Source organism: Parageobacillus caldoxylosilyticus NBRC 107762, assembly GCF_000632715.1.
GTDB lineage: Bacteria > Bacillota > Bacilli > Bacillales > Anoxybacillaceae > Saccharococcus > Saccharococcus caldoxylosilyticus.
The window spans coordinates 1-16,953 of sequence record NZ_BAWO01000005.1 but is presented as its reverse complement, the minus strand read 5'-3'; the positions used below and the strand labels follow the sequence as shown (position 1 = coordinate 16,953).

The 16,953-nt window shown below is 46.5% G+C and carries 16 protein-coding genes; all 16 read left to right on the top strand.

Features of this window, described 5'->3' with window-relative positions:
* The first annotated feature begins 72 nt into the window (after positions 1–72).
* Positions 73–1,158, top strand: a complete 1,086-nt coding sequence (locus GCA01S_RS02565) for a BMP family lipoprotein (protein ID WP_042407071.1) — start codon at positions 73–75, stop codon at positions 1,156–1,158.
* Positions 1,159–1,291: 133 nt separating this feature from the next.
* The gene (locus tag GCA01S_RS02560; RefSeq protein WP_017437024.1) at positions 1,292–2,821 is read left to right on the top strand and encodes an ABC transporter ATP-binding protein; all 1,530 of its coding nucleotides are present in this window, start codon (positions 1,292–1,294) and stop codon (positions 2,819–2,821) included.
* The gene (locus GCA01S_RS02555; protein ID WP_017437023.1) at positions 2,818–3,864 is read left to right on the top strand and encodes an ABC transporter permease; all 1,047 of its coding nucleotides are present in this window, start codon (positions 2,818–2,820) and stop codon (positions 3,862–3,864) included. The genes GCA01S_RS02560 and GCA01S_RS02555 overlap by 4 nt, the downstream gene beginning before the upstream one ends.
* Positions 3,865–4,824 (top strand): ABC transporter permease, encoded by a 960-nt coding sequence (locus GCA01S_RS02550; RefSeq protein WP_042407069.1) that lies wholly within the window; start codon positions 3,865–3,867, stop codon positions 4,822–4,824.
* A gap of 143 nt (positions 4,825–4,967) precedes the next feature.
* Positions 4,968–6,248 (top strand): EF-P 5-aminopentanol modification-associated protein YfmF, encoded by a 1,281-nt coding sequence (gene yfmF / locus GCA01S_RS02545; protein ID WP_042407066.1) that lies wholly within the window; start codon positions 4,968–4,970, stop codon positions 6,246–6,248.
* 1 nt (position 6,249) lies between these two features.
* Complete coding sequence (yfmH, locus tag GCA01S_RS02540; RefSeq protein ID WP_042407063.1) at positions 6,250–7,542, top strand: EF-P 5-aminopentanol modification-associated protein YfmH; 1,293 nt, start codon at positions 6,250–6,252, stop codon at positions 7,540–7,542.
* Positions 7,543–7,580: 38 nt separating this feature from the next.
* The gene (gene ymfI / locus GCA01S_RS02535; RefSeq protein ID WP_042407061.1) at positions 7,581–8,297 is read left to right on the top strand and encodes an elongation factor P 5-aminopentanone reductase; all 717 of its coding nucleotides are present in this window, start codon (positions 7,581–7,583) and stop codon (positions 8,295–8,297) included.
* A 61-nt stretch (positions 8,298–8,358) separates the two neighbouring features.
* Complete coding sequence (locus GCA01S_RS02530; protein ID WP_017437018.1) at positions 8,359–8,610, top strand: DUF3243 domain-containing protein; 252 nt, start codon at positions 8,359–8,361, stop codon at positions 8,608–8,610.
* A 142-nt stretch (positions 8,611–8,752) separates the two neighbouring features.
* On the top strand, positions 8,753–9,544 hold the full coding sequence (locus tag GCA01S_RS02525; protein WP_017437017.1) for a DUF3388 domain-containing protein: 792 nt from the start codon (positions 8,753–8,755) through the stop codon (positions 9,542–9,544).
* A gap of 24 nt (positions 9,545–9,568) precedes the next feature.
* A complete protein-coding gene (locus GCA01S_RS02520) occupies positions 9,569–10,447 on the top strand; it encodes a helix-turn-helix domain-containing protein (RefSeq protein WP_042407057.1) in 879 nt (292 codons plus the stop codon).
* Positions 10,448–10,497: 50 nt separating this feature from the next.
* A complete protein-coding gene (gene pgsA, locus GCA01S_RS02515; RefSeq protein WP_042407054.1) occupies positions 10,498–11,076 on the top strand; it encodes a CDP-diacylglycerol--glycerol-3-phosphate 3-phosphatidyltransferase in 579 nt (192 codons plus the stop codon).
* Positions 11,077–11,112: 36 nt separating this feature from the next.
* Positions 11,113–12,357, top strand: coding sequence for a competence/damage-inducible protein A (locus GCA01S_RS02510; RefSeq protein WP_042407052.1), 1,245 nt, complete (start codon positions 11,113–11,115; stop codon positions 12,355–12,357).
* 166 nt (positions 12,358–12,523) lie between these two features.
* Positions 12,524–13,573, top strand: coding sequence for a recombinase RecA (gene recA / locus GCA01S_RS02505; protein ID WP_017437013.1), 1,050 nt, complete (start codon positions 12,524–12,526; stop codon positions 13,571–13,573).
* 458 nt (positions 13,574–14,031) lie between these two features.
* Positions 14,032–15,588, top strand: coding sequence for a ribonuclease Y (gene rny / locus GCA01S_RS02500; protein ID WP_017437012.1), 1,557 nt, complete (start codon positions 14,032–14,034; stop codon positions 15,586–15,588).
* Between the two features lie 86 nt (positions 15,589–15,674).
* Positions 15,675–16,469: a TIGR00282 family metallophosphoesterase gene (locus GCA01S_RS02495; RefSeq protein WP_042407048.1), complete on the top strand. Its 795-nt coding sequence runs from the start codon at positions 15,675–15,677 to the stop codon at positions 16,467–16,469.
* Positions 16,470–16,598: 129 nt separating this feature from the next.
* Positions 16,599–16,859, top strand: coding sequence for a stage V sporulation protein SpoVS (gene spoVS / locus GCA01S_RS02490; RefSeq protein WP_003251598.1), 261 nt, complete (start codon positions 16,599–16,601; stop codon positions 16,857–16,859).
* The last annotated feature ends 94 nt before the right edge of the window (positions 16,860–16,953 follow it).

Here is a 16,953-nt window from a genome sequence, read left to right as displayed (position 1 = left end):
GAATAGAAGGGCGAGGATGTTTCCATACTAACGAAGAATGACAATTTTTTTGGAATTAGGGGGTAATGGACAATGAAGAAAAGGTTTGGGATTGCACTGTCTTTTATGTTAGCAGCAGGCACTTTACTAGGCGGCTGTGGTGGACAAGGAGGCAATAATGCCGGCAACAAAGATACGTTTAGCGTTGCGATGGTAACGGACGTCGGTGGTATTGACGACAAATCGTTTAACCAATCCGCTTGGGAAGGTCTGCAAAAATTTGGAAAAGACAATAACTTGAAAAAAGGCCGCGGCGGCTATGATTATTTGCAATCGTCTAGTGATGCGGATTATGCGACGAACTTAAATAAACTAGTGCGCAGCGATTTTGATTTGATTTATGGAATTGGCTACTTAATGGGAGATGCAATAAAAGAGGTTGCAAAACAAAACCCGAAAAAACATTTTGCGATTGTCGACACGGTTGTTAATGAACCAAACGTGGCAAGCATTACCTTTAAAGAAAATGAAGGTTCGTTCCTTGTCGGTGTTGTTGCTGGTTTAACGACAAAAACGAACAAAATCGGCTTTATTGGCGGAATGGAAATTCCATTAATTGAGAAGTTTGAAAGCGGATTCCGTGCCGGTGTCAAAGCCGTCAATCCAAAGGCAAAAGTGGAAGTGCAATATGCCGGCGCTTTTGACCAAGCCGATAAAGGAAAAGCGATCGCATCAAGCATGTATGCTTCCGGCATCGATGTCATCTATCATGCCGCTGGGGCAACAGGAAACGGCTTGTTCTCGGAAGCGAAAGACTTGAAAAAGAAAGATCCGAACCGTGAAATTTGGGTTATCGGTGTCGATAAAGACCAAGCACCGGAAGGCATGGTGAAGGTAAAAGGAAAAACGTATAACGTTACGTTGACATCGATGGTAAAACGGGTTGATGTTGCTGTTTACGACGTAGCAAAACGGGCAAAAGACGGTGATTTCCCTGGCGGCAAAACGCTCGAATACGGGCTTCCGGAAAATGGGGTAGGCATTGCTCCAACACAAGATAACATCAAGCCGGAAGTGTTAAAGGCAGTAGACCAATGGAAGCAAAAAATTATTAAAGGCGAAGTAAAAGTTCCAACAAACCGAAAAGAACTTCAACAGTTTGAAGCGTCCTTAAAATAAGTAACTGAATAAAAAAGGCTAGTGTGTCCCGCTAGCCTTTTTATCCGCCAAAATCATAAAATGAAAGGCTGCAATAGTTGATTGCATCCTTCCATTTTGTGATTTTACCTTGCTGAAGTAAGGAGTGAATAGTTTGGAATACGTGATTGAGATGTTGAACATCCGCAAAGTATTTGGCAATTTTGTCGCAAATGACAACATTACATTGCAAGTAAAAAAGGGGGAGATTCACGCACTCCTTGGCGAAAACGGGGCGGGAAAGTCGACGCTAATGAACGTGTTGTTTGGTCTCTACCAGCCGGATGGCGGTGAGATTCGCGTAAAAGGCCAAAAAGTCAACATTACCGATCCGAACGTAGCCAACGATCTTGGGATCGGCATGGTGCACCAGCATTTTATGCTTGTCGATACGTTTACGGTAACGGAAAACATTATTTTAGGCAGTGAACCGACAAAAGGTGGTACGATCGATATAAAGCGGGCGGAAAGGGAAGTGCGCGAGCTGTCGGAACGCTATGGTCTTGCTGTCGATCCGACGGCGAAAATTGCCGATATTTCCGTGGGTATGCAGCAGCGTGTGGAAATTTTAAAAACATTATACCGCGGGGCGGACATTTTGATTTTTGATGAACCGACCGCCGTACTGACGCCACAAGAAATCCATGAGCTGATACAAATTATGAAAAAGCTTGTCAAGGAAGGAAAATCGATTATTTTAATTACGCATAAATTAAAAGAAATTATGGAAGTGTGCGACCGCGTAACGGTCATTCGCCGTGGAAAAGGAATCGCTACTTTAAACGTTTCAGAAACGAACCCAAATGAGCTCGCCGCACTGATGGTCGGTCGCGAAGTGCAGTTTAAAACGGAGAAAAAACCGGCGCAGCCAGGCAAACCGGTGTTGGAAATTAAAGATTTAGTCGTGAAAGATGCACGCGGCGTGACGACCGTGAACCATTTAGATTTAACGGTGCATGCCGGAGAAATCGTCGGCATTGCCGGGGTGGACGGCAACGGACAGACAGAACTGATCGAGGCGCTGACAGGGCTGATTAAGGCGGAATCGGGAACGATTTTGCTCAACGGCCGCGATATTACCAATCTTCCGCCGCGGAAAATTATTGAAGCCGGTGTCGGCCATATCCCGCAGGATCGTCATAAACATGGGCTTGTTCTCGATTTTCCAATCGGTGAAAATATGGCGCTGCAAACGTATTATAAGCGTCCATATTCGAAGCGCGGCATTTTGAACTTTAAAGCGATTTACGAAAAAGCGCGGCAGCTGATCGCCGAATTTGACGTGCGCACTCCTGATGAGTATACGAAAGCGCGCGCTCTTTCTGGGGGTAACCAGCAAAAAGCGATTATCGGCCGCGAGGTGGATCGGAATCCAGACTTGCTGATTGCGGTGCAGCCAACGCGCGGGTTGGATGTTGGAGCCATTGAATTTATCCACAAACGGCTTATTGAACAGCGTGATCAAGGCAAAGCAGTTCTTCTTGTTTCTTTTGAGCTCGATGAAGTGATGAATGTAAGCGACCGCATTGCCGTGATTTACGAAGGAAAAATTGTCGCCATCGTTGATCCGAAAGAAACGACGGAACAGGAGCTCGGATTGCTAATGGCAGGAAGTAAACGGAAGGAAGCAGGTGTGTCCTCATGAATTTAAATCGGCTTAATCAATTCTTCGTTCCAGTGCTGGCGGTGCTGTTAGGGATGATCGTCGGCTCGATCGTCATGATCGTCAGCGGGTATAATCCGATTGCGGGATATTCCGCGTTGATTTACGGGGCGTTCGGCGATCCGTATTACATCGGCGAAACGATTCGTCAGACGACGCCTTATATTTTATCGGGACTTGCCGTTGCCTTTGCCTTTCGCACGGGTTTGTTTAACATTGGTGTCGAAGGGCAGCTTATTGTCGGCTGGCTCGTAGCGGTATGGGTCGGCGTATCGTTCGATTTGCCAAAGGTGATTCACTTGCCGCTCGCCATTTTGGCGGCGGCGCTGGCGGGAGCGCTATGGGCGTTAATTCCAGGCATTTTAAAGGCTTATTTAAAAGTGCACGAAGTAATCATTACGATTATGATGAACTATATTGCTCTTCATGTTACCAATGCCATTATCCGTTCTGTTTTATCAGATGAAGGTTTTAAATCCCAACCTATCCACGAAAGCGCATCGCTTCGTTCGGATTTTCTCGATGCCATTACGTACCATTCTACGATGCATTACGGCATTATTATCGCCGTTATTGGTGCCGTTATCATGTGGTTTCTTCTTGAAAAAACAACAAAAGGATTTGAGCTGCGGGCGGTCGGATTTAACCAGCACGCTTCGCAATATGCGGGAATGAATGTAAGAACGAATATTGTTTTAGCAATGGTCATTTCCGGAGCTTTTGCCGGTGTTGCTGGCGCCATGGAGGGCCTTGGCACATTCGGCAACATTTCTACGAAAGCAGGATTTACCGGCATCGGATTTGACGGAATTGCGGTGGCGTTGATTGGCGGCAACAATGCTTTTGGAATTTTGCTCTCGGCATTATTATTCGGTGCGCTGAAAGTCGGAGCGCTGGAAATGCCGTCGAGTGCTGGCGTGCCAACCGAATTAGTGGATATTATTATTGCACTTATCATTTTCTTTGTCGCATCTAGTTACATTATTCGCTTATTACTATCTCGTTTGCAAAAGGGGGCGGAATAAGTGAGCATTTATGAAGTTCTGCAAATCATCGTTCCATCTGCGATTTTCTTTGCTGCTCCCCTAATTTTTACAGCGCTTGGCGGTGTATTTAGCGAGCGTTCCGGCGTTGTAAACATCGGTTTAGAAGGGTTAATGATTATCGGCGCGTTCGTTAGCGTTGTTTTTAACTTAACGTTTGCTGATCAGTTTGGGGCGTTTACTCCATGGCTCGCCCTGCTGGCTGCGATGATTGTCGGTGCGGTTTTCTCCCTGCTTCACGCCGTTGCCTCGGTCTCTTTCCGCGCTGACCAAGTCGTCAGCGGCGTGGCAATCAACTTTTTGGCGCTTGGCTTGACGCTCTTTTTAGTCAAAAAAATGTATGGAAAAGGACAAACCGATCAAATTCAAGTCGGATTTGATAAAATTGACGTTCCTGTATTAAGCCACATTCCGGTTATCGGGCCGCTCTTTTTCTCAAATGCGTACATTCCGTCATATTTGGCGATTATTTTGGCGTTTGTTGCCTGGTATATTATTTACAAAACGCCATTTGGCCTTCGTCTTCGCGCTGTCGGCGAACACCCGATGGCAGCGGATACGATGGGGATCAATGTGACGAAAATGCGTTATATCGCTGTGATGATTAGCGGTGCGTTAGGCGGTATTGGCGGAGGGGTGTATGCGACGATTATTTCACGTGATTTCAGCCATGCCACCATTTCTGGGCACGGTTTTATGGCCCTTGCGGCGATGATTTTCGGAAAGTGGCATCCGATCGGCGCGATGGGAGCGGCGCTGTTTTTTGGGTTAGCACAAAGCTTGAGCATTGTCGGTCAGACGATTCCATTTTTAAAAAATGTCCCAACCGTTTATTTGCTCATTGCCCCATACGTGTTGACCATTTTAGCGCTGGCCGGCTTTATCGGACGCGCGGAAGCGCCAAAATCTCTAGGCACTCCTTACATTAAGGGAAAACGGTAACCGAACAGAAAAAGAACCCGAACCAACTCGTCGGGTTCTTTTTGCTTTTATTTGCATTTTTTGGTTTGGGAAAGGTATATTGTTGATAAGGCGAACACAACAATAAAAATATCCATGAGATTTATTGCAAAGGAGGAGTTCGATTGGTCAATGAAAAAATAACGACGGTTCAACAAATTAACGTCCATACGGTTCCGACCAATAAATATAAAACCAATACACTTGTATGGAAAATGAAAGCGCCTCTTTCCAGGGAAACGGTTACGTTGCGCGCCCTCTTGCCTTATGTATTGCAAAGCGGCACGGCGAAATATCCAAGTGTCAAGCAGCTGCGGACGTATTTAGATGAACTGTATGGAGCGACATTAAATGTAGATTTAGCGAAGAAGGGTGAAAATCATATTATTACGATTCGCATCGATGTAGCCAATGAAGTGTTTTTGCAGGAGAAAACGCCGCTTTTAGAGAAAGCGCTTCAATTGCTGGCAGATATTGTGCTTCGTCCTGCCATGGAAAACGGGCGATTTGTCGAAGAGATTGTCGCTCAGGAAAAGCGGGCGCTAAAGCAGCGCATTCAAGCTGTTTATGATGATAAAATGCGTTACGCCAGCTTGCGGCTCATTCAAGAAATGTGCAAAGGGGAGCCGTACGCTTTACATGCCAATGGCGAGCTGGAAGATGTTGACGGCATTACCGCGGAACAGCTGTTTCAATATTATCAAAAAACGCTTTCCGAGGATGAAATCGATTTGTACGTCATTGGCGACGTCCAGGAAGACGCGGTCCTGCAAGCGGTGACATCCCATTTTTCCATGCCAAGCCGCAACGTCCGTTCATCAGGCGGAACACAAGTGGCGCATAAAGCACCGGAGAAAGTGAACGAAGTGGTGGAAAAACAAGATGTCAAACAAGGAAAATTAAATATCGGCTACCGCACGAACGTCACTTACAATGATGATGACTATTACGCGCTGCAAATGTTTAACGGCATTTTCGGCGGTTTCTCCCATTCCAAATTGTTTATCAACGTGCGCGAGAAAGCGAGTTTAGCGTATTATGCCGCTTCGCGTTTGGAAAGCCATAAAGGGTTATTAATGGTCATGTCGGGCATTGAGCCGTCGAATTACGAAAAAGCGCGGCAAATTATCGAAAAGCAAATGGAAGCGATGAAAAATGGAGATTTCACCGATGAAGAAATCACGCAGACAAAAGCGGTCATTCGCAATCAGCTGCTTGAAACGATCGACACTCCGCGTGGATTAGTGGAAGTGCTCTATCATAATGTCGTTTCCAAGCGGAAGCGGCCGATGGAAGAATGGCTCTCGGGCACCGACCGCGTTACCCGCGAAGATATCGTGCGCGTCGCGGGCAAAGTCGAACTCGATACGATTTACTTCCTGACCGGAATGGAAGGAGCGGAATAATATGAAAAAAATGGTATACGAACAGCTGCAGGAACAGCTGTTTTATGAAAAAATGGAAAACGGTTTGGATGTATATATTTTGCCGAAAAAAGGATTTAACAAAACGTATGCTACGTTTACGACCAACTACGGATCGGTCGACAATCAATTCGTCCCGCTCGGCAAAACGGAGATGAAGCGGGTTCCCGATGGCATTGCCCACTTTTTGGAGCATAAGCTGTTTGAAAAAGAAGACGGCGACGTGTTCCAACAGTTCAGCAAACAGGGGGCATCGGCGAATGCATTTACGTCCTTTACGCGCACCGCTTATTTATTTTCTAGCACCGCCAACGTCGAAAAAAATTTAGAAACGCTTCTTGACTTTGTGCAAAGCCCTTACTTTTCCGACAAAACGGTGGAAAAAGAAAAGGGAATCATCGGCCAGGAAATTCGCATGTATGATGATAATCCTGACTGGCGCGTTTACTTTGGCGTCATTGAAAGCATGTATCAAAACCACCCGGTAAAAATCGATATTGCTGGTACGGTCGAGTCTATTGCGCAAATTACGAAAGATCTTTTATATGAATGTTATGAAACATTTTACCATCCGAGCAATATGCTGCTTTTTGTCGTCGGACCGGTCGATGAGCAGAAAATAATGCAGCAAATTCGCGATAATCAAGCGAAAAAATCGTTCCCGAAAGCACAGAAAGTCGAAAGGTTTATATATAAGGAGCCAAGCGAGGTTGCCGAGAAAAAGAAAGTCATCCCGATGCATGTGCAAACGAACAAATGCTTTGTCGGAATTAAAGCCCCATCTGTTCCTCCAGCCGGCAAAGAAAAACTGGTTCATGAGCTGGCGTTCAATGTTTTGCTGGACTATTTGTTTGGCAAAAGTTCGCCGCATTACGAGCGATTGTACCGGCTTGGGCTTATTGATGAAACGTTTATGTATGATTATACCGAAGAGCGCGAGTTCGGCTTCGCCATGGTCGGCGGCGATACAAGCGATGCCGATCGGCTTAGCGAAGAAGTGAAACAAATTTTGTTTTCCTTTTCCATTGATACAGTGAAAGGCGAGGAACTAGAGCGGGTGAAAAAGAAAAAAATCGGCGCGTTTTTGCGTTCGCTGAATTCTCCGGAATATATCGCCAACCAGTTTACGCGCTACGCGTTTAATGGGGGCAGTTTGTTCGATGTTGTTTCCGTCTTGCAATCATTAACAACGGAACAAATTGGGGAAATTGCCAAGCAGTGTTTCTGTGAATCGCAAATCGCTGTCTGTCAAGTAGTTCCAAAAGAGAAAAAGTAGCATCCTTCCATGAAGGATGCTTTTTTAGGGGGATCGCTATGAAATACGCACTGATTACCGGGGCAAGCGGCGGAATCGGGACAAGCATCGCCCGCCAGCTCGCTGCTGATGGCTATGGGCTTTTATTGCATTACAATCGCCGCCGGGAGCCAGTCGAAAAGCTGAAAAAGGAGTTGGCAGCCACGCATGTGGTGCCGATTCAGGCCGATCTTGCAGCGGAAGATGGCGTGGATGTGCTTCTTTCGCAAATAAATCGCCCGGTTGATGTCATTGTGTACAACAGTGGAAATAGCTATTACGGCCTTATTACAGATATGAGCGACGAACTGGCACAAAGCATGGTGCAGCTTCATGTGACAAGCCCGATTTTATTAATAAAAAAACTGCTGCCCTCAATGATTGCCAAAAAGCAAGGAAACATCGTCATCGTTTCTTCCATTTGGGGATTAACCGGCGCTGCATGCGAAGTCGTCTATTCGATGGTCAAAGGCGGACAAAATGCGTTTGTGAAGGCACTTGCGAAAGAATTAGCACCAAGCGGCATTCGCGTCAACGCCGTCGCTCCCGGAGCGATTGATACGGATATGTTGCGCATATTTTCGCAAGAGGATTTGCAGGCGATTGCGGACGATATTCCGATCGGGCGTCTCGGCACGGCCGATGAGGTCGCCAAAACAGTGTCCTTTTTGATTTCCGATGCAGCTTCTTACATAACCGGGCAAATTATTTCCGTCAATGGCGGATGGTACTGTTAAGTATATTTTATGAAAAAACAGGCAAACTATCCTTGAAACGAAAAATAAGGAGGTTACACATATGTCTGTATTAGATAACTTTGAACAATGGAAGGACTTCCTCGCAGAGCGTCTTGAACAAGCGCAGCAGCAAGGACTGAGCCAACAAGTGATCTCGGATGTCGCTTATCAAATCGGTGACTACCTAGCAAGACAAGTAGATCCAAAAAACCCGGAAGAGCGGCTGCTTGCTGATCTTTGGAGAGTCGCCGATGAACAAGAGCAGCATGCCATTGCGAACATGATGGTAAAATTAGTACAGCAAGAATCATAACAAAAAATATGTGCAAGAGAGGGTCCACCTCTCTTTTTTTCATTCCTATCCCTTTTCGGTTGCTTTTCCATTCGATATTATAGTAGTATGAACTTATCATAGGTAGTTTGTGCGGGCATTTGCGAATGAGGGAGGAGACGGGATGGGAAAGCAAGAGTGGTATTTAGAGTACGAAATACATATTAACCGTCCGGGGCTGTTAGGAGATGTTGCTTCCTTATTAGGGATGCTGTCGATCAATATCGTGACGATTAACGGCGTGCGCGATTCGCGCCGCGGCATGTTGCTGCTTTGCGATAATAATGAACAAATTGAACGTCTCTCTACCATTTTGCAAACGATGGATAATATTACCGTAACGAAGCTGCGCCAGCCGAAACTGCTTGACCGCCTTGCCGTCCGCCACGGCCGTTACATTCAGCGGGATGCCGATGACAAAAAAACGTTCCGCTTTGTCCGTGACGAGCTCGGACTGCTTGTCGATTTTATGGCGGAAATTTTTAAAGAGAAAGGTCATAAGCTGATCGGCATCCGCGGCATGCCGCGCGTCGGCAAAACGGAGTCGATCGTCGCGGCTAGCGTTTGTGCCAATAAGCGCTGGCTTTTCGTCTCATCGACCCTCATTAAACAGACGGTGCGCAGCCAGCTGATCGAGGATGAATATAGCGAAGACAATATTTTTATTATTGACGGTATTGTGTCAACTAGGCGGGCGAATGAGCGGCATTGGCAGCTGATTCGCGAACTGATGCGTTTGGAGGCGACGAAAGTAGTGGAGCACCCGGATATTTTTGTCCGCCATACCGAATATACGCTAGATGACTTTGACTACATTATTGAGCTGCGTCATGATCCAAATGAAGAGATTACGTACGATGTCATTGATCAGCCGTCTCTGTTTGGAAACGATGGCTTTTCAGAATTTGATTTTTAATCAAAAAGTGGAAGGTGTTTATCGTTGACAGAATTAGGTAAACGTTTAAAGGAAGCGAGAGAGGCGAAAAACATTAGTTTGGACGAGCTGCAAGATATGACAAAAATTCAAAAGCGCTATTTAATCGGCATTGAAGAAGGAAATTACGCCATCATGCCGGGAAATTTCTATGTCCGCGCGTTTATTAGGCAATATGCGGAGGCAGTTGGACTTGACCCGGAACAAATATTTGAAGAGTACAAACAAGACATTCCACAATCTTACCAAGATGAGATTCCTCAACCGCTATCGCGGGTGAAAACGCGGCAGCAGCTCTCGCCGGAAAGCACGAAATGGCTCAATTTGCTTCCGAAGCTGCTTATTGCCGTCGTCGTTGTCGGCATTGCCGTCATCATTTGGCTGCTTCTGCAAAATAATGCCGGAAACAAACCGGAAAGCCAAGTGAAAAAAGAGACGACAACAGAGGTTGAAAGTTCGGAAAACTCGCCGCTTGAGAAAGCGAAAGAAAAAGCGAGAAAACAGGCAAGCCACAACAACCGGGAAAAAGTCAGCCAACAAACAAAAGAAGCGCCTGCACCAAAAGCAACGCTTAACGTCGTAGAAACACGCGGCAACTTATCGACGATTGAGCTGACCAATACGGATCAATTTGTTATTGAGTTGACATCGAAAGGCAATTCGTGGGTAGAAGTATACAATACAAAGGGGCATTCTTTCTTTAAAGGTAGTTTAACAAACGGACAAACACAAACATTTGATTTGTCCGCCGAGACGGAAGTGTTTGTGAAAATCGGCCGCACGCTTGATGTGGACATGAAAGTAAACGGGAAACCTTTCACCTATCCAATCGATCCAAAAGATGAAGTATTCCAGAAAATGAAATTTATCTTTAAAAAATCATAGCATCATCGATGGATAGTCTTTTCACATGCTGACTAGCGGAGGTATTTGGAGTGAATCTGCCTAATAAAATAACAGTAGCGCGCATTATGCTCATACCGTTATTTTTAATTGTTATGCTTGTTCCGTTTGGGTGGGGCAGCGTGAAAATCGGCGCGGTCACGCTGCCGGTTTCCCATCTGATCGGGGCGTTGATTTTCATTATCGCTTCGACGACGGATTGGATTGACGGCTATTATGCCCGTAAATATCAACTTGTCACCAACTTAGGGAAGTTTTTGGACCCGCTTGCCGATAAATTGCTTGTCTCGGCGGCGCTTATTGTGCTTGTTGAGCTTCATTATGCGCCGTCTTGGATGGTGATTGTCATCATTAGCCGCGAGTTTGCCGTGACAGGGCTGCGGCTCGTGCTGGCCGGCGAAGGAGAGGTAATGGCTGCCAATATGCTCGGCAAAATTAAAACGTGGACGCAAATTATAGCGATTTCCGCTCTTCTTTTGCATAACTTTCCGTTTTCGCTTCTATCGTTTCCGTTTGCCGATTTGGCGCTGTGGGTGGCCGTCATTTTTACGATATGGTCCGGCTGGGATTATTTTTCAAAAAATAAACATGCTTTCTTGCATTCCAAATAGAAATATACATGCAGACCAATAAAGGGGGCGCCTTGATTGAACGCAGAGATTATTGCTGTTGGCTCTGAGCTGTTGCTCGGACAAATCGCCAACACCAATGCGCAGTTTTTGTCGCAGCAGCTTGCCGGGCTTGGCATTAACGTTTATTTTCATACTGTTGTCGGTGATAATGCCGCTAGGCTCGAGCAGGCGATAAAAGTGGCGCGAACAAGGGCCGACCTGATTATTTTTACCGGCGGGCTCGGTCCGACGAAAGACGATTTAACGAAAGAAACGATCGCTCGTCTGCTGCAGCGGAAGCTGGTGACGGATGAGGAAGCGCTGCGTTCCATTGAAGCGTATTTTGCCCGCACAAACCGGATCATGACGGAAAATAATAAAAAGCAGGCATTGGTGTTGCAAGGCTCTGTCATATTAAAAAATGAGCACGGCATGGCGCCGGGGATGGCAATTACAATCGATTCCATTACCTATATGCTTTTGCCCGGACCGCCAAAAGAAATGCAGCCGATGTTTCTCAAATACGGCCGCGCTTTTTTGCTAGAGAAGCTTGGACAGCAGGAACGCATTGAATCGCGCGTATTGCGTTTTTTTGGCATTGGCGAGTCAGAGTTGGAAACAAGAATTCAAGACTTGATTGATCAGCAGTCCAATCCGACGATTGCCCCGCTTGCCGGCGACGGAGAGGTGACGTTGCGTTTGACCGCGAAGCACCGCTCGGAAGCAGAGGCAAAAAAAATGCTTGATGAGACGGAAAAGAAAATTGTTGAACGCGTCGGCGCCTATCTTTATGGCTATAATGAAGAAACATTATTTGAAAAGGCGATTCAGACGCTAAAAGCACAAAAGAAAACAGTGGCAGCGGCTGAAAGCTTAACAGGCGGGCTTTTCCTAGAGCAACTGACAGCTGTTCCTGGTGCTTCCCAAGTGGTTCGCGGCGGCGTCGTCTGCTATACGAATGATGTAAAAGAAAAAGTGCTTGGCGTCCCCCATGCCGTTTTAACAGCCGACGGCGCGGTAAGCGAACGTTGCGCGTGCCTGTTGGCGGAAAACGTCCGCACGCTCTGCCAGGCGGATATTGGCATCAGCTTTACCGGTGTAGCAGGGCCAGCCCCGCTTGAAGGGAAGCCAGTTGGCACCGTATATATCGGCATTTCCACTTCCGATAATAGGACGGATGTTTATCCGCTCACCTTATCCGGCCAGCGCGACGCAATTCGCGTCCGCACCGCAAAGTATGGCTGCTCCTTCCTATTAAAAGCATTGGACGGCTACCGATGAAGCGTAGCCGTCTTTCCTCACGTTATTCCCTGCTTTTCCCCCCTTCTGATGGAGATTGTTTCTATTTTCACCACAAGAAAACGAATGGACGTTCGATTTTTTGCTTGGCAACAGCCGTAAAAAACGGTATAGTATAAGTAGTTGAGAAAAAAGGAGGAGTTTGTTAGTGAATCAAGACCGTCAAGCCGCCTTAGAGCAGGCGTTGAAACAGATTGAAAAGCAGTTTGGCAAAGGCTCGATTATGAGGCTTGGTGAGCAGACAGATCGCAAAATTTCCACTGTCTCCAGTGGATCGCTGGCGCTTGATATCGCTTTAGGAGTGGGCGGCTATCCGCGCGGGCGCATTGTTGAAATATATGGACCTGAATCTTCAGGGAAAACGACCGTTGCCCTTCATGCGATTGCCGAAGTGCAGAAGCAAGGGGGACAAGCGGCATTTATTGACGCAGAGCATGCACTTGATCCGGTTTATGCGCAAAAATTAGGCGTCAATATCGATGAGTTGCTGCTGTCTCAGCCAGATACGGGCGAGCAGGCGCTCGAAATCGCGGAAGCGTTAGTGAGAAGCGGTGCGGTTGACATTATTGTCATTGACTCCGTTGCGGCGCTGGTGCCAAAAGCGGAAATTGAAGGGGAAATGGGCGACGCCCATGTTGGTTTGCAGGCGCGCTTGATGTCGCAAGCGTTGCGCAAATTATCAGGAGCGATTAATAAGTCAAAGGCGATCGCCATTTTCATCAACCAAATTCGCGAAAAAGTCGGAGTCATGTTTGGCAATCCGGAGACAACGCCAGGCGGCCGCGCGTTAAAATTTTATGCTTCCGTCCGCCTGGAAGTGCGCCGTGCTGAGCAAATCAAGCAAGGTAACGATATGGTGGGAAATAAAACGAAAATTAAAGTTGTGAAAAATAAAGTGGCTCCGCCATTTAAAACAGCGGACGTAGATATTATGTACGGAGAAGGCATTTCCCGCGAAGGCGAAATTATCGATATGGCATCGGAGCTTGATATCGTGCAAAAAAGCGGTTCGTGGTACTCCTATAAAGACGAGCGCCTTGGCCAAGGGCGGGAAAATGCGAAACAGTTTTTAAAAGAAAATCCGCATATTGCCGAAGAAATTGCCCAAGAAATCCGCAAACATTACGGCATTGAATCTTCTAGTGCTAACAGTGTCGGCGAATTGCAGCAAGACGAGTTTGGGCTTTTGGAAGACTAAACGAGGGAGGAAAGCGATTCCTCTCTTTTTTTATTTTCCATTTATTGCAGGGGTGCACTTCCTATATCTTGACAATCATTTTTGCCGCCTTTAAAATTAACATGTATATTTTTCAAAAAAAATAAACGATAGAAGCCCGTGACTCCGGCTGATGGAGGCGGTCCGTGCAAAGACTGGTGAAGGAATCGTTTTGCACTGGACCAACTCTCTGAAATGATGGACGATCATGCAAGGGAGTGCGGTAAGCATTTGCGGAAAGCTAGACTGCGTTCGCGTAAATCCACAGCTCCCATCCATTGAACCGTTCGCTCTATGTACGCTTCATGAATCAACGGGTTGCCGGTGCTTGAAACTCCGATGTTTGCAAAAATTGTGCTGTATGTTGAAACGTTGATAACAATGTACATGCCAACAGTTACATCAAACGCATCTGAATGATAGCAAGAGGAGGTGAAACCATGGGTTCAATCATCATCTCCGCTTTGCTTGCCTTAGTTGTCGGTGCCGTTGTTGGCTTTTTTGTTCGCAAATCGATCGCAGAGGCGAAAATTGGCGGTGCACAAGCAGCCGCACAGCAAATTGTGGAAGAAGCAAAACGAGAAGCGGATGCGTTGAAAAAAGAAGCGCTTCTTGAAGCAAAAGATGAAATCCACAAGCTTCGCACCGAGGTGGAACGTGAAATTCGCGACCGCAGAAGTGAGCTGCAAAAACAAGAAAATCGATTGCTGCAAAAAGAAGAAAATCTCGACCGCAAAGACGAAGCCCTCAATAAACGCGAGGCGCTTTTAGAGGCGAAAGACGAAGCACTGAATGAAAGACAACAGCATATTGAACAGATGGAAAGCAAAGTGGAAGAACTCGTGCAGCAGCAACAAACGGAATTAGAACGAATTTCCGGCTTGACCCGCGAAGAAGCGCGGCAAATTATTTTGGAACGCGTTGAAAAAGAATTGTCCCATGAAATTGCCGTGATGGTGAAAGAGGCTGAAACGCGTGCGAAAGAAGAGGCGGATAAGAAGGCAAAAGCGATTTTATCGCTCGCTATTCAGCGTTGCGCTGCGGACCATGTCGCGGAAACAACCGTATCCGTCGTTAATTTGCCAAACGATGAAATGAAAGGGCGGATCATCGGACGCGAAGGGCGCAATATTCGCACGCTCGAAACGCTCACCGGCATAGATTTAATTATTGATGACACGCCGGAAGCTGTTATTTTATCAGGGTTTGACCCGATCCGCCGCGAAACGGCGCGCATCGCTTTGGACAAACTCGTTCAAGATGGACGGATCCATCCGGCGCGAATTGAAGAAATGGTAGAAAAAGCGAGACGGGAAGTCGACGAACACATTCGCGAGGTCGGTGAACAAACGACATTCGAAGTTGGTGTTCATGGCTTGCATCCGGATCTAATCAAAATTTTAGGACGGTTGAAGTTCCGGACAAGCTACGGGCAAAACGTATTGAAGCATTCGATCGAGGTGGCGTTCTTAGCGGGACTGATGGCGGCGGAGCTCGGTGAAGATGAAATGCTGGCAAGACGTGCCGGTCTTCTACACGATATTGGTAAAGCGATTGACCATGAAGTGGAAGGAAGCCATGTCGAAATTGGCGTCGAACTGGCGACGAAATATAAAGAACATCCAGTCGTCATTAACAGCATTGCTTCCCACCATGGCGATACCGAACCGACTTCTGTCATCGCCGTGCTTGTTGCCGCAGCAGACGCGTTGTCTGCGGCAAGACCGGGAGCGCGTAGCGAAACGCTTGAAAACTACATTCGCCGCCTCGAAAAATTAGAAGAAATTGCGGAATCGTATGAAGGAGTAGAAAAATCATACGCCATCCAGGCGGGACGCGAAGTGCGCATTATGGTGAAGCCAGATGTGATCGATGATTTAGAAGCGCATCGGTTAGCGCGGGAAATCCGCAAGCGGATTGAAGAAGAGCTCGATTATCCAGGACATATTAAAGTTACTGTGATTCGCGAAACAAGGGCGGTAGAGTATGCAAAATAAAGTGGCGAAATATTGCCACTTTATTTTTTTTATATTTTGTGCCACACTTGAACTAGTTACACTTCAGCTTAGAAAGGGATATATGAATGAGGTTATTATTTATCGGCGATGTGGTCGGTTCGCCAGGACGAAAAATGGTAGAGCAATATTTGCCAAAGCTAAAGGAGAAGCATAGACCGAACATCATTATTATCAATGGGGAAAATGCCGCGGGCGGAAAAGGAATTACGGAAAAAATATACCGCTCTTTTCTTGAGCAAGGAGCCCATGTCGTCACGCTTGGCAACCACGCATGGGACCAGCGCGATATATTTGAATTTATTGATGATGCCAAAGCATTAGTGCGGCCGGCAAATTTTCCAGAAGGTGTTCCGGGCAAGGGGATTGTCTATATACAAATCGAGCATATGGAAGTGGCGGTCATTAATCTGCAAGGAAGAATATTTTTGCCGGCCATCGATTGTCCGTTCAAAAAAGCCGACGAACTGATCGCCGAGGCGGCGCAGCGCACGCCGATTATTTTCGTTGATTTTCACGCGGAGGCAACGAGCGAAAAGCAGGCGATGGGCTGGTATTTGGATGGACGGGTTTCTGCCGTTGTCGGCACCCATACGCATGTGCAAACGGCTGATGCTCGTATTTTACCAAAAGGAACTGCCTATATTACCGACGTTGGAATGACCGGTCCATATGACGGGATTTTAGGTGTAGATCGCGAAGTAGTGCTGAGAAAGTTTTTGACATCATTACCTGTCCGTTTCCAAATAAAAGAGGGAAGAAGCCAGCTGAACGCCGTGCTCATCGATGTGGACATAAAAACAGGGCGGGCGAATAAGATTGAGCGAATCATCATCAATGATGACCACCCTTATTTTGAATAATAGACTTTTTAGAAATTTTTTAAAATTTTTTTCGTCTAGGCAGGAATACTTGTCAAAACAGTGAATATAAGTAACAATGAAATCATTTTTCTCGATAAATTTTAGGAGGAAACGAGGGAGGAGCTAGAAATGGAAATATTAAAAGTTTCAGCAAAGTCGAATCCTAACTCTGTAGCTGGTGCACTTGCCGGGGTATTGCGTGAGCGCGGAGCGGCGGAAATCCAGGCGATCGGTGCAGGTGCATTAAACCAAGCCGTTAAGGCAGTAGCTATTGCACGAGGATTCGTGGCACCAAGCGGCATGGATCTCATCTGTATTCCTGCGTTTACCGATATCATTATTGACGGAGAAGAGCGCACGGCGATTAAATTAATTGTAGAACCTCGTTAATAGTGCAGAGCTTTGATGATAGAAACATAACCTGTTGGTGCCTTCGTTTTCGAGGGCAGGCAGGTTATTTTTACTTTATAAAGGAGCATTCCTG